Here is a 26094-nt window from a genome sequence, read left to right as displayed (position 1 = left end):
AAGCCCAGTAATGGGTGGAGCTGACCGGTACTAATAGGCCGAGGGCTTGTCCTCAGTTGCTCGCGTCCACTGTGTTAGTTCTGAAGTAACGAACACGCCCCCCCTGTGTTGTGGGTGGTGCGGCGGTTCAACTTCATAGAGTTTCGGTGGTCATAGCGTTAGGGAAACGCCCGGTTACATTCCGAACCCGGAAGCTAAGCCTTTCAGCGCCGATGGTACTGCAGGGGGGACCCTGTGGGAGAGTAGGACGCCGCCGAACAATCTTTAGCCTCAACCCCCGGCCCTGGTCCGGGGGTTGAGGCATTTCTGCGTTCAGGACACCCCTGTGCGGCCCGCCGGCATGGCTGAGGGTAAGGTCAGGGGGCATTGTCAGCCCGTTTCCCACAGGAGGCCCCCGGGTGGAGGTCCAGGAGACCCGCGTTCAGACGGACCGGGTACTCACCATCCCCAACATCCTCAGCATGGCCCGCCTCGTCGGCGTGCCGCTCTTCCTGTGGCTGATCCTCCGACCCGTGTTCGGCGGACCCAACAGTGACGGCTGGGCTCTGCTCGTGCTGGCCCTCAGCGGTGTCAGCGACTATCTCGACGGGAAGCTCGCCCGGCGCTGGAACCAGATCAGCAACCTCGGCCGGCTGCTCGACCCCGCCGCCGACCGGCTGTACATCCTTTCCACGCTCGTCGGCCTCACCTGGCGCGAGATCCTGCCACTGTGGCTGACCGCCGTGCTTTTGGCCCGTGAGCTCATGCTCCTGGTGGCCGTGGCAATCCTCCGCCGGCACGGGTATCCGCCGCCGCAGGTGAACTTCCTCGGGAAAGCTGCCACTTTCAACCTGATGTACGCGTTCCCCTTGCTGCTGCTCAGTGACGGAAACGGGTGGGCGGCGTCACTCGCCGAAGTTTTCGGGTGGGCCTTCGCCGGATGGGGTACAACTCTGTATTGGTGGGCAGGGATCCTCTACGTGGTCCAGGTCCGTCGACTCGTGAAGGCGGATACCGAGGCCGATTGAGCCCGTCCCTCCGTCCGCCGAGCAACGACGCCGGCAGGAACGAGGACGTCCGAGGGCCTTTGAACGGATGGGTGAAGTCGGCAGGACCGTCGTCTCTTCAAGGAGGACGCTTCCGACATGAAGGCCGTCGTGATGGCTGGTGGCGAGGGTACCCGCCTTCGTCCCATGACCTCGAGCATGCCCAAGCCTCTTCTGCCGGTGGTGAACCGGCCGATCATGGAGCATGTCCTGCGACTGCTCAAGAGGCACGGTCTCAACGAGACCGTCGTCACCGTGCAGTTTCTCGCTTCTCTGGTCAGGAATTACTTCGGGGACGGGGAAGAGCTCGGAATGGAGCTCACCTACGCGAACGAGGAGAAGCCGCTCGGAACCGCGGGGAGTGTGAAGAATGCCGAGGAGGCGTTGAAGGACGACGCCTTTCTCGTCATCTCGGGTGACGCACTCACCGACTTCGACCTCACCGATCTGATCCGCTTCCACAAGGAGAAGGGGGCCCTCGTCACGGTCTGTCTGACCCGGGTGCCCAATCCGCTGGAATTCGGCATCACGATCGTCGACGAGGAAGGCAAGGTCGAACGATTCCTGGAGAAGCCGACCTGGGGTCAGGTCTTCTCGGACACGGTGAACACGGGCATCTACGTCATGGAGCCCGAGGTCTTCGACTACGTCGAGGCCGACGTCTCGGTCGACTGGTCCGGTGACGTCTTCCCGCGGCTGATGAAGGACGGCAAGCCCATCTACGGCTATGTCGCCGAGGGCTACTGGGAGGACGTGGGCACGCACGAGAGCTACGTCAAGGCCCAGGCCGACGTGCTGGAGGGCAAGGTCCAGGTCGACATCGACGGCTTCGAGATCTCCGAGGGCGTCTGGGTGGCCGAAGGCGCCGAGGTGCACCCCGACGCCGTGCTGCGCGGACCGCTGTACATCGGCGACTACGCCAAGGTGGAAGCCGGCGCGGAGATCCGCGAGCACAGCGTGATCGGCTCCAACGTCGTGGTCAAGAGCGGCGCCTTCCTGCACAAGGCGGTCATCCACGACAACGTCTACGTCGGGCAGCAGAGCAATCTGCGGGGCTGCGTCGTCGGCAAGAACACCGACGTCATGCGGGCGGCGCGGATCGAGGACGGCGCCGTCATCGGGGACGAGTGCCTGATCGGTGAAGAATCGATCGTGCAGGGCAATGTACGGGTCTACCCGTTCAAGACGATCGAGGCCGGCGCCTTCGTCAACACCTCCGTGATCTGGGAGTCCCGCGGACAGGCGCATCTCTTCGGGGCGCGCGGGGTATCCGGGATCCTCAACGTGGAGATCACCCCCGAACTGGCCGTGCGCCTGGCCGGTGCCTACGCGACCACGCTCAAGAAGGGCGCGACCGTCACCACGGCGCGCGACCACTCGCGTGGTGCGCGGGCGCTCAAGCGGGCGGTCATCTCGGCTCTGCAGGCCAGCGCCATCGACGTGCGCGACCTGGAGAACGTACCGCTGCCGGTGGCACGGCAGCAGACCGCGCGGGGCAGCGCTGGCGGGATCATGGTGCGGACCTCGCCGGGTGTGCCGGACTCCGTGGACATCATGTTCTTCGACGAGCGGGGCGCCGACCTGTCGCAGGCCGGACAGCGCAAACTCGACCGTGTCTTCGCGCGTCAGGAGTACCGGCGGGCGTTCCCCGGCGAGATCGGCGACCTGTCCTTCCCGGCCAGCGTCTTCGACTCGTACACCGGCTCCCTGCTGCGGAACGTGGACACCTCGGGCATCGCCGAGGCCGGGCTGAAGGTGGTCGTCGACGCGTCGAACGGCAGCGCGGGCCTCGTCCTGCCCAGCCTGCTCGGACGCCTCCAGGTGGACGCGCTGACCATCAACCCGGGTCTCGACGAGGCACGGCCGACCGAGTCGGCCGACAGCCGGCGGGCCGGACTCGTACGGCTCGGGGAGATCGTGGCGTCGGCGCGGGCCGCGTTCGGCGTGCGCTTCGACCCGGTGGGCGAGCGCCTGTCGCTCGTCGACGAGCGGGGCCGGATCATCGAGGACGACCGGGCGCTGCTCGTGCTGCTCGACCTGGTGGCGGCCGAGCGCCGCTCGGGCCGCGTGGCGCTGCCGGTGACGACCACGAGAATCGCCGAGCAGGTGGCGGCGTACCACGGCACGCAGGTCGAGTGGACGACGACCTCACCGGACGACCTGACCCGGGTCGGCCGGGAGGAGTCGACGATCTTCGGCGGTGACGGGCGCGGCGGGTTCATCGTGCCCGAGTTCAGCAGCGTCTTCGACGGGGCCGCCGCCTTCGTCCGGCTGATCGGCCTGGTGGCGCGGACCCAGCTCACGCTGAGCCAGATCGACGCGCGGATTCCCCGGGCCCATGTGCTGCGGCGGGACCTCGCCACGCCGTGGGCGGTCAAGGGGCTCGTCATGCGCCGGGTGGTGGAGGCTGCCGGGGACCGGTCCGTCGACACGACCGACGGCGTGCGCGTGGTGGAGGCGGACGGGCGCTGGGTGATGGTGCTGCCCGACCCGGCGGAGGCCGTCACCCATCTGTGGGCGGAGGGGCCGGACGACGCCTCCGCGCAGGCCCTGCTCGACGAGTGGTCGGCCGTGGTGGAGAGCGCCGGTCAGTAGCCCGCAGGGCACGTCCGGGCAGGGTGAGCCGGGAGGCGGCGGTGCGCGCCTTCCGGCTCTTCGGTGGGGCCATTCGGCGGTACGGCGCGCGACGTGCGACGATGTGCGGCATGTCGCAGCAGCCCCCCGTTCGGAGCACAGGAACACCACCTCCGCGCCCGGATGCGTCCATGTCGCTGCTGAACAACGTGATCGACCACGCCCTGGACGACGGATACGCGGAGGCCTCGGCCCGGCGCGCGGCCGAGGGCGGCCGGATGCCGCGTACGGTCCGGGCGAAGCTCGGTCTCGCGGCCGGCCTGGTGCTCGCGGCGGCCGTGGTGACGCTCGGTGCGGCCGAGGCGCGAGTGTCCGCGCCGGTCGTGGCCAAGGAACGGCAGGACCTGATCGACCGGATCGACGCGGAGACCTCCGAGGCCGACAAGCTGGAGCAGGACGTCGAGCGGATCCGCGCCGCGGTCGGGGAGCGGCAGCGGAAGGCGCTGGACGAGCACGGCGGCGACCAGGCCGAGCTGGTGGCGGTGCTCTCCGGGGCGACCCCGGTGCACGGGCCGGGCGTGAAGCTCGTGGTCGACGACGCCAAGGGCACCGACACGGGCGGCGGCGGTCCCCGCGAGAGCAGCGGCTTCTCGGACACCGGCCGGGTGCGCGACCGTGACATGCAGCGCGTGGTCAACGGGCTGTGGGAGACGGGCGCCGAAGCCGTCTCGATCAACGGGCAGCGGCTGACGGCTCTGTCGGCCATCCGGGCCGCGGGCGACGCCATACTGGTCGACAACAAGCCGCTGGTGCCGCCGTACACGATCCTCGCCGTCGGCGACGGGAAGCGGCTGAGCACAGCGTTCCAGGACAGCGCCGACGGGCAGTACCTGCATGCGCTGCAGGAGAACTTCGGGATCCGTACGAGCATCTCGGCGGAGGGCGACGTGCGTCTGCCGGCCGCGCCGAGCCTGACCGTACGCACAGCAGAGCCGAGGGGAGCCGGGGCGGCCAAGGCCACCGGGCGGGCCACGGCCGAGACAGGGAAGGGCACATCTTGATCGCCGTACTGGGCCTGATCGTGGGAGTCGTGGTCGGACTGTTGGTCCGGCCCGAGGTTCCGGCGGTGGTCGAGCCCTATCTTCCGATCGCCGTGGTCGCCGCACTGGACGCGGTGTTCGGCGGCCTGCGCGCCATGCTCGACGGCATCTTCGTCGACAAGGTCTTCGTGGTCTCCTTCCTGTCGAACGTGGTCGTCGCCGCACTGATCGTCTTCCTCGGCGACAAGCTGGGCGTGGGCGCGCAGCTGTCGACCGGTGTGGTCGTCGTGCTGGGCATCCGGATCTTCTCCAACGCCGCCGCCATCCGGCGGCACGTGTTCCGGGCGTGAGGCCGATGAGCGAGAACGAGAACCGGGACGAGAACCGGCAGGACGAGAACACGGGCGAGAACGCGGCCGAGAACACCCCGGCGCGGGAGCCGGACGAGACCGGTACGGGCCGGCCGGCCGAGCAGCCGGAGCCGCGGCAGCCGCAGGCCCTGCCGGAAGACCGGCCGCCCCTGCGGGCGCAGGAGCCGCCGCGGCCCGGTCCCGAGGGCGCACCTCAGGGTCCCGCACCGTCGCAGCCCGGGCCCCGGGGCCCGGGCCGGCCCGGTCAGCCCCAGCCCCGCCCGCAGGCATCGGATCGGCCCGGTGAGCCGCGGCCCCAGGGCCCTGGCAGGCCGCAGCCCCGGCAGGGGCACCAGCCTCCGGCGGCGGGTCGCCCGCTGCCCGAGCCGCAGCGGCCGTCACAGCCACACCCCCAGGGGCGGCCGCCCCAGCCCCGTCCGCAGGGCCCGGCACCGGCCGGCCGGCCCCAGCCCGGGCCGCAGGGTCAGGGGCAGCCCCGGCCCGAGGGCCTGCCGCCGACGCAGCCGCGTCCGCAGGGGCAGCAGCCGCCGGGGCCGGTCGGGTCGCAGCCGCGCCCGCAGGGGCAGCACCGGCCCGGTCAGCCGCAGGCCCACGGGCGGCCCCAGCCGCAGCCCGTGCCCCAGCCCGCGCCGCCGGCTCAGCCCGGGCCCCAGGCGCCGACCGCGCCGAAGCCCGAGCATGGTGTGTCCGGACGGCAGAGGCTGGCCGCCAGCCTGTGGCCGCCGCGGGTGAGCAGGGCCCAACTCGTCGTCGCCCTGCTGCTGTTCGTGCTCGGCCTCGGTCTCGCCATCCAGGTGCGGTCGACGAGTGACAACAGTGCGCTGCGTGGCGCGCGCCAGGAGGACCTGGTGCGGATCCTCGACGAGCTCGACGACCGCACGCAGCGCCTGGAGGACGAGAAGACCCGTCTGGAGAAGCAGCAGTCGGAGCTGGAGTCCAGTTCCGACCAAGCCGAGGAGGCGCGCAAGCAGACCCAGGAGAAGGAGCGGCAGCTCGGCATCCTGGCCGGTACGGTCGCCGCCGAGGGCCCCGGGATCACGCTCACGATCACGGATCCGTCCGGCGCCATCGAGTCCGACATGCTGCTCGACGCCATCCAGGAACTGCGGGCCGCGGGCGCGGAGGCGATCCAGGTGAACGACGTGCGGGTCGTGGCGGACAGCTATTTCTCGGGCAGCGGGCGCGATATGCGGATCGATGGAACGCAAGTGGCCGCTCCGTACGTCTTCAAGGTCATCGGCAAGCCGGAGGATCTCGAGCCCGCGCTCAACATCCCCGGCGGTGTCGTCCAGACACTGGAGAAGGAGCAGGCCACGGCCACGGTGCAGCGTTCCCCGAAGATCGTCGTCGACGCCTTGCGGCCGGCGAAGCGGCCTGACTACGCTCAGTCGTCCTCGCAGTGAGGCGGGGCTGGGTGACGGTCGCGAGGCAAGGGCATGACCTTGCGGGGGGTCGCCGCACCACATGGGTGGTGCGTGGTGGAAACTGTCGAGTGGCTACGGACGTTGTGAAGATGTCCGGGTCGGCAGGTGTGTTCAGTCAGGGTTCGTCCTGCCCCACGGGCGGGTCTGTTTCGGTCAAGGGGAATCGCCCGTGAAGTTGTTTTCGAAGTGGTTCGGCAAGAGCGGACGCGAGGACGGCGGCAACGCCCGGCATCGCGCGCCGCGACACACCCAGAGTGAGGAACAGGGCGCGGAGCGCCCGCTCTTCCGTGACGAGGTCGGCGGCCAGGGTGGCGACATTCCGGGCGCACAGGGCGCGTCTTCTGTTGACCCCGCCGGTGCCGCCCGCATAGGTTTCGGAGAACCATCAACCTCAAGTGCGGGTGGAGGGTTCACCTCCGACCCGTACGCGACCCAGACCTCCGCGGGGCAGCCGCGGCAGGAGGACGCGTCCATGCCGGTGTGTACGAGGTGCGGTCACAGCAACGCGGCGGACAGCCGGTTCTGCTCCCACTGTGGCGCGCCGCTGCGTGCCGGGGTGGTTCCGGAGCGTGCTTCCGAGACGACCTCGACGATCTCCATCTCGGGCCTCGAGGCCTACGACTCGGAGGCCACCGGCCAGATCCCGTCGCTGTCGCCCGAGGCCCTCGCGGCCGTCGAGGCGCTTCCGGTCGGTGCCGCGCTGCTCATCGTGCGCCGTGGCCCGAACTCGGGCAGCCGCTTCCTGCTGGACGGTGAGCTGACCACGGCCGGCCGGCATCCGCAGAGCGACATCTTCCTGGACGACGTCACCGTGTCGCGCCGTCACGTGGACTTCCGGCGCCAGCCGGACGGCACCTTCACGGTGTCGGACGTCGGCAGCCTCAACGGCACCTATGTCAACCGTGAGCCGATCGAGTCGGTCGTGCTGTCCAACGGTGACGAGGTGCAGATCGGCAAGTACCGGCTCGTGTTCTTCGCGAGCCTGCGGGGCGCTTGACGCCCCGGAGAACCTTCAGGGAAGGTCCATGCTGCGTACACCGACGGGCGGTGCCGGCCTCGGCACCGCCGCCGCGGGCGACGGACTGGTCAGCATCGGTACGGTGCTGAGCCGGCTGCGCGACGAGTTTCCCGAAGTGACCATCTCGAAGATCCGGTTCCTGGAGGCCGAGGGGCTCGTGGAGCCCCGGCGGACCGCCTCCGGGTACCGGAAGTTCAGCCCGCGGGACGTGGAGCGGCTCGCCCAGATCCTGCGGATGCAGCGGGACCACTATCTCCCCCTCAAGGTCATCCGGGAGCACCTGGACGCCCTCGAGCGGGGTGAGCAGGTCCGGCTGCCCTCGCCGGGACCCCAGCGAGACCTGCTCGACGGGGCCTGGGACACGGATGGCGCAGAGCGGCCCACGGCGGCCCGGCTCGGCCGCGCCGAGCTGCTCGCCGCGGCCGAGGTGACCGAGGCCGAGCTCGTCGAGTGGGAGTCGTACGGGCTGATCGCCCAGGCCGACGGCGGGGGCTACGACGCCGAGACCGTGACCGTCGCCAAACTGGTGGCGGATCTGGGGAGATTCGGTCTGGAACCCCGGCATCTGCGGGCCGTCAAGGCCGCCGCCGAGCGGGAGGCGGGACTGGTCGAGCAGATGGTGGCACCGCTCCGCCGGCACCGTAATCCGCAGACCAGGGCCCATGCGGAGGCCACCGCCAAGGAACTCGCCGGGCTCTCCGTTCGGCTGCACGCGGCACTGGTCCAGACCGCTCTCGGGCTCCGTCTGCAGTGATCTCCGGACGGCCCGACTACCCAAACCGGTCGGGCACGTCCTAGGGTTGCTGTGTGAACGAGCTCGACGTTGTGGGTGTCCGGGTGGAAATGCCCTCCAACCAGCCGATCGTTCTCCTGCGTGAAGTGGGAGGCGACCGGTACCTCCCCATCTGGATCGGACCGGGTGAGGCGACCGCGATCGCCTTCGCCCAGCAGGGCATGGCCCCGGCCAGGCCGCTGACGCACGACCTGTTCAAGGACGTGCTCGAGGCCGTGGGGCAGGAGCTCACCGAGGTCCGCATCACGGATCTGCGTGACGGGGTCTTCTACGCCGAGCTGGTCTTCGCCAGCGGTGTCGAGGTGAGCGCCCGGCCGTCCGACGCGATAGCGCTGGCGCTGCGCACCGGGTCGCCGATCTACGGCAGTGACGGTGTGCTGGACGACGCGGGGATCGCGATTCCGGACGAGCAGGAGGACGAGGTGGAGAAGTTCCGCGAGTTCCTCGACCAGATCTCCCCGGAGGACTTCGGGACCAGCAACCAGTAGCCGGCGACCGGCGGTCGCCGGGCCGCCCTCGGCCCGGCGGTGACTGGGGGTGCCCTCGAAGCATTCGAGTAGCCTTTCCCCGGATCAGGGCACGGGAAACCACTCTCAGGGTGATTATCACTCGGCGTGCCGAGTGTGGCGATCGTTGACGCACCCCTGGTGACTGCCTACCTTCGTGTGGGCAGGTCAAGGACGGAGGGTCGGCGTGATGAGCAGCGGCGACGGTACGGCAGGGGGCTTCCTGGGGCGTGCTCCCGGGGAGAGTGGTCCGTATCCGCTTCACGGCAGGGTGGGCGACCTCGGAACGGACGCGGCCACGGATGCGGACGTGGACGCCGTCGGCTACCGCGGCCCCACGGCCTGTGCCGCGGCCGGTATCACCTACCGCCAACTGGACTACTGGGCGCGCACCGGTCTCGTCGAGCCGAGTGTGCGGCCCGCGTACGGCTCAGGGACGCAGCGCCTCTACAGCTTCCGTGACGTCGTCGTCCTCAAGATCGTCAAGCGTTTCCTCGACACCGGGGTCGCTCTCCAGAACATCCGGGCCGCCGTGCAGCACCTGCGGGCCCGCGGTTTCCGTGATCTGGAGCGGATGACGCTCATGAGCGACGGCGCGACCGTCTACGAGTGCTCGTCGCCCGACGAGGTCGTCGACCTGCTCCAGGGCGGCCAGGGGGTCTTCGGCATCGCCGTGGGCGTGGTGTGGCGTGACGTCGAGTCGGCGCTGTCGCAGCTGCACGGCGAGCGTGTGGACACCGGCGAGACGCTGATCGGGCACAACCCGGCCGACGAGCTGGCGCGCCGGCGGCGCGACCGGGCGGTCTGAGGCGGGTTCCGCCGGACCGGCCCGGAGCGGCGGCCCCGGGGGAACGGCCTCCCGGGTGCCTCCAGCGCCCGGGGCAGTCCCCCCGGGGCCGGGACACGTGGCCCGGTTCCCGGCCGCGGTGGGCGGCTCGTACCCGAGTGCGGGCCGATTGTCAGTGGCGTAGGGCAGCATCGGACGTGTGAGAGCCGCGCCCACCATCCTGCATCTCGACATGGATGCCTTCTTCGCCGCCGCCGAGCAGGCGTCGAAGCCCAGCCTGCGGGGGAAGCCCGTGGTCGTGGGCGGACTCGGACCGCGCGGAGTGGTCGCCACGGCGTCGTACGAGGCGCGGCGTTTCGGGGTGCACTCGGCGATGCCGATGGCCCAGGCGCGCCGCCTCGCGCCGAACGCGGCGTACCTGGTGCCGCGCTTCGCCTTCTACCGGGCGATCAGCGTGCAGGTGATGGAGCTGCTCGGGCGGCTCTCGCCGCTCGTGGAGCCGCTCAGCCTGGACGAGGCCTTCGTCGACCTGGAGGCCGGCGGAGTGGCCGACGACGGCGCGAGCGCGCGGGCGGCGGGGGAGAGGCTGCGCCGGGACATTCGCGCCACGACCGGGCTGACCGGGTCGGTCGGCCTCGCCGGGTCGAAGATGCTCGCGAAGATCGCCTCCGAGGAGGCCAAGCCGGACGGGCTCGTGCTCATCGAGCCCGGGACGGAGCGGGAGCTGCTCGGGCCGCGTTCGGTGCGGATCATTCCCGGCATCGGCCCGGCGACCGGCGAGCATCTGCGGCGGGCCGGGATCGTGACGGTGACCGACGTGGTGGAAGCGGGCGAGGACGAGCTCGTGCGGATCCTGGGGCGTGCGCACGGGTCCTCCCTCTACCGGATGGCCCTCGGGCACGACGACCGGCCCGTGGTGGCCGAGCGGGACGCCAAGTCGGTGTCCGTCGAGGACACCTTCGACGTGGACCTGCACGACCGGCTGCGGATCCGGCTGGAGGTGGAGCGGCTCGCGGAGCGGTGCGTGGCGCGGCTGCGGGGCTCCGGGCACTCCGGGCGGACGATCGTCCTGAAGGTGCGGCGCTACGACTTCTCGACGCTGACCCGGTCGGAGACGCTGCGGGGGCCGACGGACGACCCGGTGGTGGTGCGGGAGGCCGCGGGACGGCTCCTGGAGCTCGTGGACACGACGGGCGGGGTGCGGCTCCTGGGGGTCGGCGTGAGCGGGCTGACGGACTACACCCAGGAGGACCTGTTCGCCCAGGCGGAGGCGCGGGAGGCGGAGCTCGCGGGGGAGGAGGCCGGCGGCCCGGCCGGCACGGAGGAGACGGCCGCCGCTGCCGCGGCCTCCCCCGTCCCTCCGACGGCCACGGAGAGCACCGGGCGGCGGTGGGCCGCCGGGCACGACGTGCGGCACGCGGAGTACGGGGCCGGGTGGGTGCAGGGCAGCGGGGTCGGGCGGGTGACCGTGCGCTTCGAGGAGCCGACGTCCGCGCCGGGCCGCGTCAGGACCTTCCCGGTCGACGATCCGGACCTGGAGCCGTCGGAGCCGCTGCCGCTGGTCCCCGGAGGGGCCACGGGGGCGGCGGCGTAGACGGACGTCCCGGGGCGGCCCACTGCCGCGGGCCGGCGCCTCCCGCCCGCGGAGCCACGCCACCCGCCGGGCGCCCACCGCCGCACTCCACCCCGCCGAGCCACGCCACCCGCCGGGCGCCCACCGCCGCACTCCACCCCGCCGAGCCGACGGCACCGCGCACGGCCCGTGCCGGCCACCGCCCTCGGCCGCCGGCCGCGCGCCGCTCCGGCCCGGGGGGCCGCACGTCCTGTCTACGCGTCCTCCTGGCCCGCCAGGCGGCCGAAGTCCCTCGGGGAGTCCTGGGGCGGCGGCGGAAGCGCCATGCTGTAGTGGCGGTAGAGCTGCAGCTCCTGCTCGGGGGAGAGGTGGCGGCCCACGCCGAAGTCGGGGGCGTCCTTGATGAGGGCGCGGTCGTACGGGATGCGGAGGGTGTCGTTCACGAAGTCGCTCGGCTCCAGAGGGACGAACGCGTCCCGGCTGAACAGACCGGTGCGCACGGCGGCCCATTCGGGGACTCCCGTGGCGTCGTCCAGGTACACCTCGTCAACGGTGCCGATCTTGTGCCCGTTCCGGTCGAACGCCTTGCGGCCGATCAGGCTGCGCGGATCGATGTCGGTCTGCACGGTCCCTCCAACTGGTCGCAACTGCTCTACAAGCACAACGAAAGTGCACATCTGGGATGTCGGCCACTTGAGCGATGGAAGAGGGAACGGCGCTGGTAGGCTGGCTGTGGCTGTCGACCCCGCGCGGGAGAGTCCTCCGGAGGAAACTCGCGGAGGCGCCGAAGGAGCAAATCCTCCCCGGAATCTCTCAGGCCCCTGTACCGCGCGGACGAGGTCACTCTGGAAAGCAGGGCGGGCGTCGACGGCGATCCGCTCTCACCGACGGTGAAAGCCGGCCCACCGCGAGGCGGGGCCGGTGAAGCTCTCAGGTTTGGATGACAGAGGGGGAGGCCGTCCGGGCACCCGCGCCGTGGTGCCCCTCGCAGGTCGTGACGACCAGGAGGCCCCCGTACATGACCGCCAACCGCACTCCGCTCTCCGAGCTCGAGCAGGGTATTCCCTTCGAGCAGCGGCACATCGGACCCGACGCCGAGGCGCGCGCCAAGATGCTCGCCCAGGTCGGTTACGGCTCCCTCGACGAGCTCACGGCCGCCGCCGTTCCGGACGTCATCAAGAACACCGAGGCCCTGGCGCTTCCGGCGGCCCGCACCGAGGCCGAGGTGCTCGCCGAACTGCGCGCGCTCGCGGACCGCAACCAGGTGCTCGCCCCCATGATCGGGCTCGGCTACTACGGGACCTTCACCCCGCCGGTCATCCTGCGGAACGTCATGGAGAACCCGGCCTGGTACACGGCCTACACGCCGTACCAGCCCGAGATCTCCCAGGGCCGCCTCGAGGCGCTGCTCAACTTCCAGACCATGGTCGCCGACCTGACCGGTCTGCCCACCTCCGGCGCCTCCCTCCTGGACGAGGGCACCGCCGCCGCCGAGGCCATGGCGCTCTCCCGCCGGGTGGGCAAGGTCAAGAACGGTGTCTACCTGATCGACGCCGACGCGCTGCCGCAGACCATCGCCGTCATCGAGACCCGCGCCGAGCCGACCGGGGTCGAGGTCGTCGTCGCCGACCTGAGCGCCGGCATCCCCGCCGAGGTCGCCGAGCGCGGCGTCTTCGGTGTGCTGCTGCAGTACCCGGGTGCCTCCGGTGCCATCCGTGACATCAAGCCGGTCATCGACCAGGCCCACGAGCTCGGTGCCATCGTCACCGTCGCCGCCGACCTGCTCGCCCTGACGCTCCTCGCCTCGCCCGGTTCGCTCGGCGCCGACATCGCCGTCGGCACCACCCAGCGCTTCGGCGTGCCCATGGGCTTCGGCGGTCCCCACGCCGGCTTCATGGCCGTCCAGGACAAGCACGCCCGCTCCCTGCCGGGCCGCCTCGTCGGCGTCTCCGTCGACGCCGACGGCAACAAGGCCTACCGCCTGGCCCTGCAGACCCGCGAGCAGCACATCCGCCGCGAGAAGGCCACCAGCAACATCTGTACCGCTCAGGTGCTGCTCGCCGTCATGGCCGGCATGTACGCCGTCTACCACGGCCCCGAGGGGCTCAAGGGAATCGCGCGGCGCACCCACCGGTACGCCGCCATCCTCGCCGCCGGACTGCGCGCCGGGGGCGTCGAGCTCACCCAGGGCGCCTTCTTCGACACCGTCACCGCCCGCGTCCCGGGCCGTGCCGACGCCGTCGTCGCCGCCGCCCGCGAGGCCGGCGTGAACCTCTACCGCGTCGACGCCGACCACGTGTCCGCCTCCTGCGACGAGACGACCACCCGCGCCCAGCTGGCCGCGGTCTGGTCCGCCTTCGGCGTCGACGCCGACATCGAGGCCCTGGACGCCGTCACCGAGGACGCGCTGCCCGCCGACGCGCTGCGCGACGACGCGTACCTGACCCACCCGGTCTTCCACGCGCACCGCTCCGAGACCTCGATGCTGCGCTACCTGCGCAAGCTGGCCGACCGCGACTACGCGCTCGACCGCGGCATGATCCCGCTCGGCTCCTGCACCATGAAGCTGAACGCGACCACCGAGATGGAGCCGGTGACCTGGCCCGAGTTCGGCCAGATCCACCCGTTCGCCCCGGTCGAGCAGGCGCAGGGCTACCTCACGCTCATCACCGAGCTGGAGGAGCGCCTCGCCGAGGTCACCGGCTACGACAAGGTGTCGATCCAGCCGAACGCCGGCTCCCAGGGCGAGCTGGCCGGTCTGCTCGCCGTCCGCGCCTACCACCGCGCCAACGGCGACCTGCAGCGCACCGTCTGCCTCATCCCGTCCTCCGCGCACGGCACCAACGCCGCGTCCGCGGTGATGGCCGGCATGAGGGTCGTCGTCGTCCGGACGGCGGAGGACGGCGAGGTCGACGTCGAGGACCTGCGCGCCAAGATCGAGCAGTACCGCGACGAGCTCGCCGTGCTGATGATCACCTACCCGTCCACGCACGGCGTGTTCGAGGAGCACGTCGCCGACATCTGCGGGGCGGTGCACGACGCCGGCGGCCAGGTGTACGTCGACGGCGCCAACCTGAACGCGCTGGTCGGCCTCGCCAAGCCGGGTCACTTCGGCGGCGACGTCTCGCACCTGAACCTGCACAAGACCTTCTGCATCCCGCACGGCGGCGGCGGCCCCGGCGTCGGTCCGGTCGCGGTGCGCGAGCACCTCGCCCCCTACCTGCCGAACCACCCGCTGCAGCCGACGGCCGGTCCCGAGACCGGTGTCGGCCCGATCTCGGCCGCTCCGTGGGGCTCCGCGGGCATCCTGCCGATCTCGTGGTCGTACGTGCGCCTGATGGGCGGCGAGGGCCTCAAGCGCGCCACCCAGGTGGCCGTGCTCGCGGCGAACTACATCGCCAAGCGCCTGGAGCCGCACTACCCGGTGCTCTACACCGGCCCGGCCGGCCTGGTCGCCCACGAGTGCATCGTCGACCTGCGCCCGCTCTCCAAGGAGACCGGGGTCAGCGTCGACGACATCGCCAAGCGTCTGATCGACTACGGCTTCCACGCGCCGACGATGTCGTTCCCGGTGGCCGGCACGCTGATGATCGAGCCCACCGAGTCCGAGGACCTGGTCGAGCTCGACCGCTTCTGCGACACGATGATCGCGATCCGCGCCGAGATCGAGAAGGTCGGCTCCGGCGCCTGGCCGGCCGACGACAACCCGCTGCGCAACGCCCCGCACACCGCGGCGGCGCTGGGCGGCGAGTGGAACCACGCGTACACCCGCGAGGAGGCGGTCTTCCCCGCCGGCGTCTCGACCGCGGACAAGTACTGGCCGCCGGTGCGCCGCATCGACGGGGCCTTCGGCGACCGCAACCTGGTCTGCTCCTGCCCGCCGCTGGACGAGTACGACAACTGAGTCCAGGCATGACACAAGGGCCGGTTCGGAGACCTCTCCGGGCCGGCCCTCGGCGTTGCGCGTACCGCGCGGCGGCGGCCCCTCAGGCCGCCGTGATGACCCGGGCCGCCGTCAGCGGGCGGTGCGGGGCGATGATCTGCCCGTCCGGCAGCAGCTCACCGGTGTCCTCGAAGAGCAGGACACCGTTGCACAGCAGGCTCCAGCCCTGCTCCGGGTGGTGCGCCACGAGTCGGGCGGCCTCCCGGTCGGCGGAGTCGGCGGTGGGACAGGCAGGCTGGTGCTGGCACATGGGTGGGTTCTTTCGCTGCGTCGTGGTGGATGTCCTGCGGCTCTTCGTCGGCATGGCCGCCCCCGTCGGTCGGTTCGGTTCCGGTCCCAGTCTTGCCCTACGAACGACGTTCCGCAGGTATTTCGCGGCAGCTCGTCCTCTCCCGGGAAGACGCATCACCCGCAGGGGCGGTTCAGGTCAACTGCACCATCTCTTCGGGGGGTTCGGGGTGGTCCCCTTGGGCTAGTCCGAACGGGACCCGTCTCGGACGACAGTGCGCCCCGCGGCCGAGGGCCCCGGGGCGCACCTGTGTGCCGGATCAGGCGGGAGCCGGGGAGCCGAGCAGCGGCGGGGGTGCGAGCCGCAGACCGATCACGGGCAGCAGGTCGGCGAGCCGGTAGGGCCGGTCGGCGGCGATTCCCGGCGGCGCGGGGGCGAGCGGGACCAGGAGGTCGTCCGGTCCGGGCTCGGTCGTGGCGCCGTCCGCCTCCGTGTCGGTGTGCAGCCACAGGGTCAGCATGTACAGCTCCGGTACGGAGAGCAGCCGCGGTTGGTACGGGGTGGCCAGGGCCTCGGCCTGGATCAGGGCCCGTTCGGTGGCGGTGACGTAGGGACCCTCGAAGAAGTGCGAGAAGGACCAGCCGTCCGGGGTGAGCATCGTGTCGCCGGCGGCGATCGCCCGGTCCCCGTTCCTGATCAGGAAGCGCCAGCCCGCCAGTCGGGTGCCGGGTGGCTGCTGCTCCGTCGCGGCGGCCGCGCCGGGGGCTCCGGATGCGGTGGACAGCCCGAGAACGTGTACGGGCAGGGGGAGTTCGGGGCTCAGCGGTCCCTGTGCGGCCCGCAGGGCCGGGGTGCGGGGTTCGCGGACCGCCGAGGGCGAGCCGAGAGCCGCGAGGACACTGCGGAGAGCCGGCGCGGGGGCCGGGGAGGGTCGGAGCATGGTGGGTCGCCTCTCACTCAGGAGACACGGTGATGCGTGGGCAGGTACGACGGCGTTGTCGGCGACGGGGCCAGAGCGGGGGGCCATGGGTGCATGGCCGGGCGCCAACACTCTGCCTCGTGCGCGGAGTTTATACGACACGTGTTCACACAGTGTTTCCGGTAGACGGCCTCTATATTCCTGACAAGGCGTCATCCGGTCGTCATTCTCCGGAGATTCTGTGGAATGCGCGCGTCCGGCGGAACATCTGCCTGCACTTTCCGCGGGAGGCCGGTAGGCCGAATCTCACCCCCACCTCTCAGGACAATATGACTTTGGTATATGTCGATTGCCCTTGCCTGTGGGGACTGCCTCCGGAGAAAGCCGGTCCAGACTATCCGCTCACACCTCGGATTCGCAGGCTTGTCGATCAACCCGGTGGGCATCATGGTCCGAGACGCTCGCGGCCGTCGTGGCGGCTGCTCACTGGGAGGGACGCTCGATGGGGGAGAAGGTCGTGGCCGACGGGTTCGGCCCGTCCGACCGGCAGCACTACCGCCGAAAGCTCCAGCAATGCCTCGCCGCCCTCGCGCGGCTGCTTGCGGAGAAGCGGTTCGACCGGCCCCGCAATCTCATGGGCCTGGAGATCGAACTCAATCTCGCAGGCGAGGACGGGCTGCCCCGGATGCTGAACGCCCCGGTGCTCGACCGCATCGCGAGCTCCGATTTCCAGACCGAACTCGGAATGTTCAACCTGGAAGTGAACATCACCCCGCACCGGCTCGGCGGCCACGTATTCGACCGGCTCGCGGAGGAACTCCGCACCGGGCTCGGCTATGCCGACCGCAAGGCGGGGGAACTGGGGGCCGGAGTCGTGATGATCGGCATCCTGCCGACCCTCACCCAGGAGGACGCCGTCTTCTCGAACCTGTCCGCGGCCGACCGCTACACCCTGCTCAACAACCAGATCCTCGCCGCCCGCGGAGAGGACTTCACCCTCGACATCCACGGCGTCGAGCGCCTGCTGTGCACCTCGGCCTCGATCGTTCCCGAGGCCGCCTGCACCTCCGTCCAGCTGCACCTCCAGGTGACGCCGCCGCGCTTCGCCGCCGTGTGGAACGCGGCACAGGCGATCGCCGGGGTCCAGATAGCCATGGGCGCCAACGCGCCCTTCCTCTTCGGCCGGGAGCTGTGGCGCGAGTCCCGTCCGCCGCTGTTCACACAGGCCACCGACACCCGCCCGCCCGAGCTCCAGTCCCAGGGAGTGCGGCCGCGCACCTGGTTCGGGGAGCGCTGGGTGGACTCCGCGTACGACCTCTTCGAGGAGAACCTGCGCTACTTCCCCGCCCTGCTGCCGATCTGCGAGGACGAGGACCCGCTGCGCGTCCTCGACGAGGGCGGGGTGCCCCGGCTGCAGGAGCTGATCCTGCACAACGGCACCGTCTACCGCTGGAACCGCCCGGTGTACGGCTGGGTCGACGGTGTTCCGCACCTGAGGGTCGAGAACCGCGTCCTGCCGGCCGGCCCCACGGTCACCGACGTCGTCGCCAACGCCGCGTTCTACTACGGGCTGGTTCGGGCGCTCGCCGAGGAGTCCCGGCCCCTCTGGAAGCGGATGGACTTCGCGGACGCCGAGCACAACTTCGACACCGCGTGCCGCCACGGCATCGAGGCGGAGCTGCGCTGGCCCCGTCCGGGCCGTTCCGGCGGGATCGCCACCGTGCCCGCCGTACGCCTCGTCCTCGACGAGCTGCTCCCGCTGGCCGCCGCCGGGCTCGACGCCTGGCACGTCGAGCCGCGGGACCGGGACTTCTATCTCGGCGTGATCGAGGAGCGCTGCCGGCGGCGGGTGAACGGCGCCTCCTGGCAGGCCGACACCTTCCACCACGGCCTCGACTCGGGTCTGGACCGCCCGGCGGCGCTCGCGGCCACCACCCGCCGCTACCGTGAGCTGATGCTCACCGGAGAGCCGGTGCACACCTGGCCCGTGGGGCTCGACGGCGGTTCCCCGGTGGCATAGGTAGGGTTCCCGTTACCCGACAGGCGATGGGGAATGGGAGACAGGTGTGGTGGCGGAGCAACGAGTGATGGACGCTTCCCCTCCTCCCGGCGGCCTGCCGCGCCGGATCCTGCGCTCCGAGACGCTGATCGTGCTGGCGCTGTCGCTCGGCGCGAGCGGGGTCTCGGCCCTCATCAGCTTCATCGGCTCGCTGACCAAGCCGGGTTCCCTGAAGGAACAGGCGGCCACGCTCAACGGCTCGTACGCCCCGGGCCGGCCCTGGCTCGACCTGGCGTGGCAGCTCTTCGGCATCGCGAGCGCCCTCGTGCCGGTCGTCCTCGTCGCGCATCTGCTGCTGCGCGAGGGCGCCGGGGCGCGGGGCCTGCGGGCCATCGGCTTCGACCGCACCCGGCCGTGGCCGGACCTGGGACGCGGTGCGTTGGTGGCGGCCGGGATCGGCAGCGCCGGCCTGGCCTTCTACCTGGCGGCGCGGGCGTCCGGGTTCAACCTCACCGTGGTGCCCGAGTCGCTGCCGGACGTGTGGTGGAAGTACCCGGTCCTGATCCTGTCGGCGATCCAGAACGCCGTCGTGGAGGAGGTGATCGTGGTCGGCTATCTGCTGCGCAGGCTCGACCAGTTGGGCTGGTCCCCGAAGTCCTCGCTCGCCGCGAGTTCGGTGCTGCGCGGCTCGTACCACCTCTACCAGGGGGTCGGCGGCTTCCTCGGGAACATGGTCATGGGCGTGGTGTTCGTCTGGCTGTACCGCCGCTGGGGGCGGGTGGGGCCGCTGGTGGTCGCGCACTCGCTGCTCGACATCGTGGCCTTCGTCGGCTACGGCCTGCTCGCGGGGAAGGTGGGCTGGCTGCCCACGGTCTGAGCGCCGGCCCCCGGGGCCGGGGAGAAGGGGCGTACGGCATCGGCCGTGCGCCCCTTCGCCATGGGCGGGTGACGCTCAGGCGCGCAGTTCGCCGTCGATGACGGTGACCGCGTGCCCGTTGAGGAGGGTGCGGTCGCCGCGCAGCCGGGTGCGGACCAGGCCGGTGCGCGCACCGCCCTGGAAGCCGGTCAGCTCGTCCCGGCCGAAGCGGGCGGACCAGTACGGCGCGAGGGCGGTGTGGGCGCTGCCGGTGACCGGGTCCTCGTCGATCCCGACGGCCGGGAAGAAGCCGCGCGAGACGAACTGGTACGCGCCCTCGGGCTCGTCGGCCACGGCGGTCGCGATGATCCCCCGGTCGGAGAGCGTGGCCAGGGCCGCGAAGTCCGGGGTCAGGCCGCGGACCGTCGCCTCGTCGGCGAGCTCCACGACCAGGTCGCCGATGTGGGCGGCGGTGTCGTGCACCGCGACCGGCTCGGCGCCCAGTGCCGCGGCGAGGCCCTCGGGCGCGGGGACCGGCGTCAGGGAGGAGGTCGGGAAGTCGAGGGTGATCGTGCCGTCCGTCTCGGCGGTGGCGACCAGGACCCCGCAGCGCGCGGCGAAGCGCACGGTGCCGGTGGCGGCGCCCGTGCTGTGCAGGACGTGGGCGGTGGCGAGGGTGGCGTGGCCGCACATGTCGACCTCGGTGGTGGGGGTCAGCCAGCGCAGGGCCCAGTCCGCCTCGCCGCCCGGCGGCAGGGGGTGGGCGAAGGCGGTCTCGGAGAGGTTCACCTCCGCTGCCACCTTCTGGAGCCAGGCGTCCTCCGGGAAGGAGTCGAGGAGCAGGACTCCGGCCGGGTTGCCGGCGAAGGGCCGGTCGGTGAAGGCGTCGACGATTCGAATCCGCATGGAACGGGACCGTACCCGAACGGAAAACGCGCAGGCCAAGGCCAATTCGGGAGATCTGGACCGCTGCGCCTCCCGGCCGGGCGGCGGGCGGCGTGACAGTCGGGGTGTTGCTCGGCGAACAGTTCCGATATATCGTTGAAGCATCGCGACAGTTCAACGATGGAATCCCGATGGAAGGAGCGTTGCGATGCGTACCTACGGACACGAGTACGGACACGGCCCGGGAGCCGGACGCGGACCCTGCGGACCCGGCCCTCGCGGTGACTTCGAAGGGCGGCGAGCCGCCTTCGGCCCCTTCGGGCCTGGCGGTGGCGGGCCCTGGGGCGGCGGCCCCTTCGGCGGCCGGGGGCGCGGCGGCGGCCGCGGCCGGGCGCGGCGCGGCGATGTGCGGGCCTCGATCCTGGCCCTCCTCAAGGACCGCCCGATGCACGGCTACGAGATGATCCAGGAGATCGTCGAGCGCAGCGGCGGGGCCTGGAAGCCCAGCCCCGGTTCGGTCTACCCGACGCTCCAGATGCTGGAGGACGAGGGGCTGATCGTCAGCGAGAGCGAGGGCGGCAAGAAGCTGTTCACGCTCACCGACACGGGGCGCGAAGAGGCCGGGGCGGGGCCGGAGGCCCCCTGGGAGGAGGCGGGGCGCGGCGTCGACTGGGACGCCGTGAACGAGATCCGGCAGGCCGGCTTCGGTCTGATGGAGGCCTTCGGCCAGGTCTGGAAGACCGGCAGCGCCGAGCAGCGGCAGAAGGCCGTCGAGGTCATCAACGACGCCCGCAAGAAGCTGTACCTGATCCTGGCCGACGAGCACTGAGCCGGGACCGTGACCGAGGAGCCCCGCGGCGATCCGCCGCGGGGCCCGTCGGCGTACGGGGCGCGGTCAGGCGACCAGGCCGGCCAGCTTGCGCAGCGACTCGGTCAGCGCAGCCGTCGCCGAGTCCTTGAGCCTGCCCGCCATCAGGGAGACGGCCGCACCCGTGAACTCCCCGTCGATCCGTACGGTGGTGGCCCCGCCGTCGGCGCTGAGGGAGTAGCGCGTGCCGACGACGACGCCCATCGGGCCCTTCCCGCGGATCGCGAGGACGCGGCCGGTCTCCAGCTCCTCCACCGTCCAGGTGACCTCGGCGGGGAAGCCCATGAGCTTCATGTTCTCCGCGAAGGTGGCGCCGGTCTCCAGGGTGGACGGGCCGCCGTCCGGGAAATCGGTGTGGGTGGCGTTCCACTCCCCGTACGAGGCGAAGTCGGTGAGCTGCGCCCACACCTTCCCGGACGGTGCCTCGATCCGTGCCTCCGCGCTGACTTCGGCCATGGGGCCACCCCTTCACGCGTACCAGTCGGGCTTTCGTGTCGCGGAACGTAGCCCTGGCGGCGTGAACATTCAATACTGATGAACCGTCAGTTCTGCGGGCTCGCCGTCGGCGCCGTCGAACCACCAGATCTGCGCGGAGTCGAACCGGTCCGATGCGCGCGGTCCGCCGCTCTCGTCGTGGCAGTGGAACGCGGCCCAGAAGAGATCGGCCGGCAGTGCCGCCCGCGGCGCGTACACGCGGTAGACGTACTGCCGCCCGTCGAGCGCGAGCAGGGCCACCATCCAGAACATGCCTGAAGGACGACACGGCCGGGGGTCGTGGTTGCGAACAGGGCGCGTGACAAGGCGGCGCGCGCCCCTCTGAAGAACTCGCGTGATCTCATCCGTAAGGAGGAGGAATCGTGCGCCCGTGCACACCTCCGGTGGGATGCGCACATGCTCCTCCCCGGGGATGTCCGGGCCCGCTGCGCATGGTGAGGTGGAAGGGTGCAACCTCCTGCCCCTTCGGCGCCCGTCCCGTTCGACCCCGCGCCCGGCCGCCCCGCGCCCGTGCCGAACCGTGTCCCCGTTCCCCGGGTGCCCCGGCTGCTGCCCGCCGAGCGCCGCGCCGAACTGGAGGAGGCGCTGACCGCCCCGCTCGTGACCGCGGTCACCGGTGCCCGGCGCCGGGCCCTGCGCGACGGCGACCGGCAGGTCGACACCGCCCACCTGCTGCACTCCCTCGTCGAGGCCGACCCCGAGGCCGCCGCCGTCATCGGGGACGGCCACCAGCTCGCCCGGGTCCTCGGCTACCTCGTCCAGCGCTCCATCGGATACGGGCTCCGCTGGCAGCGCTCCGTCGAGGACGCCGGCTCCACCCTGCCCGCCGTCCGCGGCGCCGGGAACGCCTCCGGCTGGTCGCCCGCCGCCGCAGCGGCCCTCGCCGGTGCCTTCGAGCGGGCCGCGCGCCGCGGGGACCGGCGCGTCCGCGGCCTCGACCTGCTCGCCGCCCTCGCCGCGGATCCGGACCACCGGGCCGCCGAGGTGCTGCGCCGGGCCGGGGTCGACGGGTCCGCTCTGGCCGCCCGGATCGAGGAAGCGTCTCAACAGGTGTAACGGGGGTTACGCACCTGTCCGCGTCCTGCCATGATGGCCCGATGCACGCGTCTCAGGGGAGAAGCGCCGGCCTGGGACTCGCCCTGGCGTCGGCCTTCGCATTCGGTGGTTCAGGAGTGGCGGCCAAGCCGCTCATCGAGGCGGGACTCGACCCGCTCCACGTGGTGTGGCTCCGGGTGGCCGGAGCCGCCCTCGTCATGCTGCCCGTGGCCTGGCGCCACCGCGACCTGGTCCGGCGCAAGCCCGCCCTGCTCGCGGGCTTCGGCCTGCTCGCCGTCGCCGGCGTGCAGGCCTGCTACTTCGCCGCGATATCCCGGATCCCCGTCGGCGTCGCCCTGCTCATCGAGTACCTCGCTCCCGCCCTCGTCCTCGGCTGGGTCCGCTTCGTCCAGCGGCGCCCGGTGACCCGCGCCGCCGCCGTGGGCGTCGTCCTGGCCGTCGGCGGCCTCGCCTGCGTCGTCCAGGTCTGGTCCGGACTCAGCCTCGACCTGCTCGGACTGCTGCTCGCGCTCGCCGCCGCCTGCTGCCAGGTCGGCTACTTCGTCCTGTCCGACCAGGGCAGTGACGAGGCCGAACCCGCCGATCCGATCGGAGTCATCGCCTACGGACTGCTCGTCGGCGCCCTCCTCCTCACCGTCGTCGCCCGCCCGTGGGGCATGGACTGGGCGATCCTCGGCGGCACCGCCGACCTGAACGGCACCGCGGCCCCGGCCTGGCTGCTGCTCGGCTGGATCGTGCTGATCGCCACCGTCCTCGCGTACGTGACCGGCGTCGTCTCGGTGCGCAGGCTCTCCCCGCAGGTCGCCGGTGTCGTGGCCTGTCTGGAGGCGGTCATCGCGACCGTGCTCGCCTGGGTCCTGCTCGGCGAGCACCTGGCGGCGCCGCAGATCATCGGCGGTGCGGTCGTCCTCGTCGGCGCCTTCATCGCCCAGTCCTCGACGCCCAAGGCGGCGCCGGACGAGCCGGTGGCCGGTTCCCGGGAGCCGGCCACCGAGGGCACCGGGGAAGCCCGGGACACCCGGGGGACCGGGGAGGGCGAGCTGGCGGCCGGGCGGACCGGCCCGTAGGGTGCGGATCATGCACGCGACCGTTCTTCCGCCTCCTGCCGCCTAGCGCGGGCGGCACCTTCCGCTGACGAAGACCGGGCTCGGGCCGGCCGACACAGGCCCCCGAGCGGTTCGTCGCTGCCCGCCCGCGGAGCCGAGCGACCACCCAGACCCCTGTCTTCACACGGAGAACGCACGTGTCGAACACCGCTGCCTCCGCCCTGTCCGCCGGGCGGAGCCTCACCTACCTGATCGTCGCCGGAATCGCCTGGGGCACCGCCGGGGCGGCGGCCTCGCTGGTCTTCCGGGCCAGTGACACGGGCCCGCTCGCCCTCTCCTTCTGGCGCTGCGTCGGCGGCCTCGTCCTGCTCCTCGGTGCCCGCGCGCTGCGGCGCGGACCCCGGTCGGCGGCGCCCGCCGAAGCCCCCCGGCGGCGGCTCGTGCGCATCCTCGGCACCGGGATCGGCCTGACCGTCTTCCAGAGCGCCTACTTCGCCGCGGTCGAGGCCACCGGCCTCGCCGTCGGCACCGTCGTCACCCTGGGGGCCGGGCCCGTGCTCATCGCGGTGGGCGCGCGCGTCCTCATGGGCGAGCGGATCGGCGCCGGCGGCGCCATGGCCGTGACCGGGGCGCTCGCCGGACTCGGGGTCCTCGTCCTCGGGGGCGGCGGCGCCGAGGTCCGGCCGCTCGGGATCGGGCTCGCTCTGGTGTCCGCCGCCGGATACGCGGCGATCACGCTGCTCACCCGGTGGCTCGGCCGCGCCGGCGGTGCCACGGACGCGCTGTCGACGACCACGTGGGCCTTCGCGATCGGAGCGGTCGGGCTGCTGCCCCTGGCCGCGCACGAAGGGCTCGTTCCGCACACCGACGCCCCGGAGCGGGTGCTCGGACTCCTCGTGTACGTGGCGGCCGTGCCGACCGCCCTCGCCTACGCCCTCTACTTCGCCGGGGCCGCCGTCGTCCGCGCCGCGACCGTCTCCGTGATCATGCTTCTGGAGCCGGTGAGCGCGGCCCTCGTCGCGGTCACGCTGCTCGGCGAACGCCTCACCGCCGCGACCGTCGGCGGCACCCTGCTGCTGCTCGCTGCCGTCACCGGCCTCGCCTTCGCGGAGGCCCGCGCGGCGGCCGGGCGGCGACGGCCGGAAGGGGTGGCGGTCACCTCGTAGCCCGGGAGCGGCCCGTGGCCCGGGCCGGATCACCGTCCGGAGCGCCCTTCGCGCGGACCGCCCGTGGCCCGGGCCGGGGCGTGACCTCGGTCAGCTCCCGGCGGTCGGCCCGGTGGCGCGGCGGCGGGTCTGGTGGGACCTGGCCGCCGCGTCGCCGGGGCCGTCCCGCTCCGCCAGATGGGCCCGGACGCGCTCCTGGACGTCCTGCGGCTTGTTGCCCGCGTACTTGAACTTCGCCCGGACGTCCGTGACTTCCAGGCGCAGGACCCGGATGCCCGCGAGCATCCGGCCGAACGGGGGCTCGGCGGGGCGCACCTCCGCCGTGCCGCCCTCCGGCTGGAAGTGGGCGACCTGACGGTTGAGGAGGGCCGCCTTCTCCGCCGGGTCCTCGACGACGTGGGCGGTGCAGCGGAGCTGGACGGCCGCGTAGTACGAGGTCGGGGTGCCGTGGCTGCTGGGCGAGCCCGCCGGGGCGGTCCAGTGACCGGGGACGTAGACGTAGTCGTCGACCACGCTCAGGAGGACCACCGGGCGCTGCTCCAGGTCGTGCCAGAGCGGGTTCGGGCGGGCGAGATGGGCGATCACCTGGCCGTACGGGCCGGGGGTCGGCTCGTAGCGGAAGTGCATCGGCTGCACCCACGGCGGCTCGCCGGGCGCGCCGTTGACGGCCAGCTGGCCGAAGTCGTGGGCGGCCAGCCAGCTCCGCCACTCTCCCTCGTCGTGGGCGGCGTCCCAGGGGTGGATCAGCATGCGGGTCCGTCCTCAGAGGGTGACGAGGTAGTCGGGCAGGGCGATCGCCGGGTCCAGGTCCGCGGCCGGCACCGGGGTGCCGTAGGTCCGCCGGACCGGGACCACGCCGGACCAGTGGGGCAGCGCCAGGTCCTCGGGTTCGTCGTGGGGGCCGCCGGTGCGGACCTTGGCCGAGACCTCGTTCAGGTCGAGGCGCAGCACGGCGGTGGCGGCGAGCTCCCTGGCGTTGCCGGGGCGGGAGTCGTACGAGCGGCCCGGGACGACGTGGTCGACCAGTGCGTCCAGGGCCGTGCGCAGCTCCTCCGGGTCGGTGACCTGGTGGGCGGTGCCGAGGACCACGACCGAGCGGTAGTTCATCGAGTGGTGGAAGGCGGACTTGGCCAGCACCAGCCCGTCCACGTGGGTGACCGTGAGGCAGACCGGCAGGCCGGGCGACTCCTCGCCGGTCCCCGCCATCCGCAGCGGCCGGGAGCCGGTCGAGCCGTGCACGTACAGCCGCTCGCCGACCCGGCCGTAGAGCGTGGGCAGGACCACGGGCGCGCCGTCGCGGACGAAGCCGAGGTGGCAGAGGTAGGTCTCGTCGAGTATCGAGTGCACCAGCTCGCGGTCGTACGAGGCACGCTCGCGGGACCGGGTGGGGACGGTGCGGTCGGTGGGCTCGTAGGGGTGCGGCAGCGGGGCCGCCCCGGCCGGCGTTCCCGTGGTGGCCTCGGTGTCCGTTGCGGCCGTCGCGTCCGACATTGCGCTCTCCATTGCACTAGTGCATACTGG

The 26094-nt window shown here is 72.0% G+C and carries 25 protein-coding genes, 1 rRNA gene and 1 riboswitch; of the genes, 18 read left to right on the top strand and 8 right to left on the bottom strand.

The genetic code is table 11. From position 1 onward, the window contains the following. The first annotated feature begins 142 nt into the window (after window positions 1-142). The 11 genes from rrf to ACGF1Z_RS15790 all read left to right on the top strand — a co-directional run bounded on the left by rrf (window position 143) and on the right by ACGF1Z_RS15790 (window position 11132). A 5S ribosomal RNA gene (rrf, locus tag ACGF1Z_RS15840) occupies window positions 143-259 on the top strand. 139 nt (window positions 260-398) lie between these two features. Continuing rightward, the gene (locus ACGF1Z_RS15835) at window positions 399-1007 is read left to right on the top strand and encodes a CDP-alcohol phosphatidyltransferase family protein (RefSeq protein WP_393004119.1); all 609 of its coding nucleotides are present in this window, start codon (window positions 399-401) and stop codon (window positions 1005-1007) included. A gap of 117 nt (window positions 1008-1124) precedes the next feature. After that, window positions 1125-3620, top strand: coding sequence for a sugar phosphate nucleotidyltransferase (locus tag ACGF1Z_RS15830; protein WP_393004117.1), 2496 nt, complete (start codon window positions 1125-1127; stop codon window positions 3618-3620). 110 nt (window positions 3621-3730) lie between these two features. Continuing rightward, window positions 3731-4660, top strand: a complete 930-nt coding sequence (locus ACGF1Z_RS15825) for a DUF881 domain-containing protein (protein ID WP_393004115.1) — start codon at window positions 3731-3733, stop codon at window positions 4658-4660. Next, complete coding sequence (locus ACGF1Z_RS15820; RefSeq protein WP_015032176.1) at window positions 4657-4989, top strand: small basic family protein; 333 nt, start codon at window positions 4657-4659, stop codon at window positions 4987-4989. The genes ACGF1Z_RS15825 and ACGF1Z_RS15820 overlap by 4 nt, the downstream gene beginning before the upstream one ends. 635 nt (window positions 4990-5624) lie before the next feature. Beyond that, a complete protein-coding gene (locus ACGF1Z_RS15815) occupies window positions 5625-6413 on the top strand; it encodes a DUF881 domain-containing protein (protein WP_393004113.1) in 789 nt (262 codons plus the stop codon). Window positions 6414-6474: 61 nt separating this feature from the next. Next, complete coding sequence (locus tag ACGF1Z_RS15810) at window positions 6475-7431, top strand: FHA domain-containing protein (protein WP_393004111.1); 957 nt, start codon at window positions 6475-6477, stop codon at window positions 7429-7431. A 28-nt stretch (window positions 7432-7459) separates the two neighbouring features. Next, window positions 7460-8206: a MerR family transcriptional regulator gene (locus tag ACGF1Z_RS15805; RefSeq protein WP_393004109.1), complete on the top strand. Its 747-nt coding sequence runs from the start codon at window positions 7460-7462 to the stop codon at window positions 8204-8206. A gap of 53 nt (window positions 8207-8259) precedes the next feature. Continuing rightward, window positions 8260-8733 carry a bifunctional nuclease family protein gene (locus tag ACGF1Z_RS15800; protein WP_365350453.1) on the top strand — a complete coding sequence of 158 codons (474 nt, stop codon included), beginning with the start codon at window positions 8260-8262 and terminating at the stop codon, window positions 8731-8733. 208 nt (window positions 8734-8941) lie between these two features. Continuing rightward, the gene (locus ACGF1Z_RS15795; protein WP_393004107.1) at window positions 8942-9559 is read left to right on the top strand and encodes a MerR family transcriptional regulator; all 618 of its coding nucleotides are present in this window, start codon (window positions 8942-8944) and stop codon (window positions 9557-9559) included. 178 nt (window positions 9560-9737) lie between these two features. Then, entirely contained in the window at window positions 9738-11132 is a 1395-nt protein-coding gene (locus ACGF1Z_RS15790) for a DNA polymerase IV (protein ID WP_393004105.1), read from the top strand. A 233-nt stretch (window positions 11133-11365) separates the two neighbouring features. Here the strand turns inward: ACGF1Z_RS15790 and ACGF1Z_RS15785 are convergent, their stop codons facing one another. Beyond that, window positions 11366-11737, bottom strand: a complete 372-nt coding sequence (locus ACGF1Z_RS15785) for a PRC-barrel domain-containing protein (RefSeq protein ID WP_393004103.1) — start codon at window positions 11735-11737, stop codon at window positions 11366-11368. A gap of 114 nt (window positions 11738-11851) precedes the next feature. Then, window positions 11852-11950: riboswitch (glycine riboswitch) on the top strand. Window positions 11951-12129: 179 nt separating this feature from the next. Here ACGF1Z_RS15785 and gcvP point away from each other — a divergent pair. After that, window positions 12130-15015, top strand: a complete 2886-nt coding sequence (gene gcvP / locus ACGF1Z_RS15780) for an aminomethyl-transferring glycine dehydrogenase (RefSeq protein WP_393004101.1) — start codon at window positions 12130-12132, stop codon at window positions 15013-15015. An 82-nt stretch (window positions 15016-15097) separates the two neighbouring features. Here gcvP and ACGF1Z_RS15775 read toward each other — a convergent pair whose 3' ends face one another. Next, window positions 15098-15304 (bottom strand): DUF5999 family protein, encoded by a 207-nt coding sequence (locus ACGF1Z_RS15775; protein WP_393004099.1) that lies wholly within the window; start codon window positions 15302-15304, stop codon window positions 15098-15100. Between the two features lie 298 nt (window positions 15305-15602). Continuing rightward, window positions 15603-16223 carry a hypothetical protein gene (locus ACGF1Z_RS15770; protein ID WP_393004097.1) on the bottom strand — a complete coding sequence of 207 codons (621 nt, stop codon included), beginning with the start codon at window positions 16221-16223 and terminating at the stop codon, window positions 15603-15605. 481 nt (window positions 16224-16704) lie between these two features. Here ACGF1Z_RS15770 and ACGF1Z_RS15765 point away from each other — a divergent pair, with 481 nt between their 5' ends. Both ACGF1Z_RS15765 and ACGF1Z_RS15760 read left to right on the top strand, forming a co-directional pair. Further along, entirely contained in the window at window positions 16705-18222 is a 1518-nt protein-coding gene (locus ACGF1Z_RS15765; RefSeq protein ID WP_393004095.1) for a glutamate--cysteine ligase, read from the top strand. A 67-nt stretch (window positions 18223-18289) separates the two neighbouring features. Beyond that, on the top strand, window positions 18290-19078 hold the full coding sequence (locus tag ACGF1Z_RS15760) for a CPBP family intramembrane glutamic endopeptidase (protein ID WP_393004093.1): 789 nt from the start codon (window positions 18290-18292) through the stop codon (window positions 19076-19078). Between the two features lie 75 nt (window positions 19079-19153). Here ACGF1Z_RS15760 and ACGF1Z_RS15755 read toward each other — a convergent pair whose 3' ends face one another. Beyond that, entirely contained in the window at window positions 19154-19963 is an 810-nt protein-coding gene (locus ACGF1Z_RS15755; protein ID WP_393004091.1) for a PhzF family phenazine biosynthesis protein, read from the bottom strand. Window positions 19964-20150: 187 nt separating this feature from the next. Here ACGF1Z_RS15755 and ACGF1Z_RS15750 point away from each other — a divergent pair, with 187 nt between their 5' ends. Beyond that, window positions 20151-20771: a PadR family transcriptional regulator gene (locus ACGF1Z_RS15750; RefSeq protein WP_393004089.1), complete on the top strand. Its 621-nt coding sequence runs from the start codon at window positions 20151-20153 to the stop codon at window positions 20769-20771. 66 nt (window positions 20772-20837) lie between these two features. Here ACGF1Z_RS15750 and ACGF1Z_RS15745 read toward each other — a convergent pair whose 3' ends face one another. Both ACGF1Z_RS15745 and ACGF1Z_RS15740 read right to left on the bottom strand, forming a co-directional pair. After that, window positions 20838-21266, bottom strand: coding sequence for an SRPBCC family protein (locus tag ACGF1Z_RS15745; RefSeq protein ID WP_393004087.1), 429 nt, complete (start codon window positions 21264-21266; stop codon window positions 20838-20840). Between the two features lie 69 nt (window positions 21267-21335). Next, entirely contained in the window at window positions 21336-21557 is a 222-nt protein-coding gene (locus ACGF1Z_RS15740) for a hypothetical protein (RefSeq protein ID WP_393004085.1), read from the bottom strand. 258 nt (window positions 21558-21815) lie between these two features. Here ACGF1Z_RS15740 and ACGF1Z_RS15735 point away from each other — a divergent pair, with 258 nt between their 5' ends. The 3 genes from ACGF1Z_RS15735 (at window position 21816) to ACGF1Z_RS15725 (ending at window position 24573) form a co-directional block, all read left to right on the top strand. Then, on the top strand, window positions 21816-22361 hold the full coding sequence (locus ACGF1Z_RS15735; protein WP_393004083.1) for a Clp protease N-terminal domain-containing protein: 546 nt from the start codon (window positions 21816-21818) through the stop codon (window positions 22359-22361). Window positions 22362-22402: 41 nt separating this feature from the next. Then, a complete protein-coding gene (locus ACGF1Z_RS15730; RefSeq protein WP_393004081.1) occupies window positions 22403-23428 on the top strand; it encodes a DMT family transporter in 1026 nt (341 codons plus the stop codon). A gap of 176 nt (window positions 23429-23604) precedes the next feature. Then, the gene (locus ACGF1Z_RS15725; RefSeq protein WP_393004079.1) at window positions 23605-24573 is read left to right on the top strand and encodes a DMT family transporter; all 969 of its coding nucleotides are present in this window, start codon (window positions 23605-23607) and stop codon (window positions 24571-24573) included. A gap of 90 nt (window positions 24574-24663) precedes the next feature. On the opposite strand, the gene ACGF1Z_RS15720 is transcribed toward ACGF1Z_RS15725, so the two are convergent. Both ACGF1Z_RS15720 and ACGF1Z_RS15715 read right to left on the bottom strand, forming a co-directional pair. After that, complete coding sequence (locus ACGF1Z_RS15720; RefSeq protein WP_393004077.1) at window positions 24664-25323, bottom strand: FMN-binding negative transcriptional regulator; 660 nt, start codon at window positions 25321-25323, stop codon at window positions 24664-24666. Between the two features lie 12 nt (window positions 25324-25335). Next, entirely contained in the window at window positions 25336-26064 is a 729-nt protein-coding gene (locus tag ACGF1Z_RS15715; RefSeq protein ID WP_393004075.1) for a pyridoxamine 5'-phosphate oxidase family protein, read from the bottom strand. Between the last annotated feature and the right edge of the window lie 30 nt (window positions 26065-26094).

The organism is Streptomyces sp. NPDC048018 (assembly GCF_043202995.1).
Lineage (GTDB): Bacteria > Actinomycetota > Actinomycetes > Streptomycetales > Streptomycetaceae > Streptomyces.
The sequence above is the reverse complement of the archived record's forward strand: the minus strand, read 5'-3'. Positions and strand labels throughout refer to the sequence as shown.

Excerpts from the sequence above, each read along its gene's own strand:
- ACGF1Z_RS15830 (WP_393004117.1), top strand. The coding sequence starts at position 1,125 with ATGAAGGCCGTCGTGATGGCTGGTGGCGAGGGTACCCGCCTTCGTCCC.
- ACGF1Z_RS15825 (WP_393004115.1), top strand. The coding sequence starts at position 3,731 with ATGTCGCAGCAGCCCCCCGTTCGGAGCACAGGAACACCACCTCCGCGC.
- ACGF1Z_RS15810 (WP_393004111.1), top strand. The coding sequence starts at position 6,475 with ATGGGTGGTGCGTGGTGGAAACTGTCGAGTGGCTACGGACGTTGTGAA.
- ACGF1Z_RS15805 (WP_393004109.1), top strand. The coding sequence starts at position 7,460 with ATGCTGCGTACACCGACGGGCGGTGCCGGCCTCGGCACCGCCGCCGCG.
- ACGF1Z_RS15795 (WP_393004107.1), top strand. The coding sequence starts at position 8,942 with ATGAGCAGCGGCGACGGTACGGCAGGGGGCTTCCTGGGGCGTGCTCCC.
- gcvP (WP_393004101.1), top strand. The coding sequence starts at position 12,130 with ATGACCGCCAACCGCACTCCGCTCTCCGAGCTCGAGCAGGGTATTCCC.
- ACGF1Z_RS15775 (WP_393004099.1), bottom strand. The coding sequence starts at position 15,304 with ATGTGCCAGCACCAGCCTGCCTGTCCCACCGCCGACTCCGCCGACCGG.
- ACGF1Z_RS15770 (WP_393004097.1), bottom strand. The coding sequence starts at position 16,223 with ATGCTCCGACCCTCCCCGGCCCCCGCGCCGGCTCTCCGCAGTGTCCTC.
- ACGF1Z_RS15765 (WP_393004095.1), top strand. The coding sequence starts at position 16,705 with ATGGGGGAGAAGGTCGTGGCCGACGGGTTCGGCCCGTCCGACCGGCAG.
- ACGF1Z_RS15760 (WP_393004093.1), top strand. The coding sequence starts at position 18,290 with ATGGACGCTTCCCCTCCTCCCGGCGGCCTGCCGCGCCGGATCCTGCGC.
- ACGF1Z_RS15755 (WP_393004091.1), bottom strand. The coding sequence starts at position 19,963 with ATGCGGATTCGAATCGTCGACGCCTTCACCGACCGGCCCTTCGCCGGC.
- ACGF1Z_RS15750 (WP_393004089.1), top strand. The coding sequence starts at position 20,151 with ATGCGTACCTACGGACACGAGTACGGACACGGCCCGGGAGCCGGACGC.
- ACGF1Z_RS15745 (WP_393004087.1), bottom strand. The coding sequence starts at position 21,266 with ATGGCCGAAGTCAGCGCGGAGGCACGGATCGAGGCACCGTCCGGGAAG.
- ACGF1Z_RS15740 (WP_393004085.1), bottom strand. The coding sequence starts at position 21,557 with ATGTTCTGGATGGTGGCCCTGCTCGCGCTCGACGGGCGGCAGTACGTC.
- ACGF1Z_RS15730 (WP_393004081.1), top strand. The coding sequence starts at position 22,403 with ATGCACGCGTCTCAGGGGAGAAGCGCCGGCCTGGGACTCGCCCTGGCG.
- ACGF1Z_RS15720 (WP_393004077.1), bottom strand. The coding sequence starts at position 25,323 with ATGCTGATCCACCCCTGGGACGCCGCCCACGACGAGGGAGAGTGGCGG.
- ACGF1Z_RS15715 (WP_393004075.1), bottom strand. The coding sequence starts at position 26,064 with ATGTCGGACGCGACGGCCGCAACGGACACCGAGGCCACCACGGGAACG.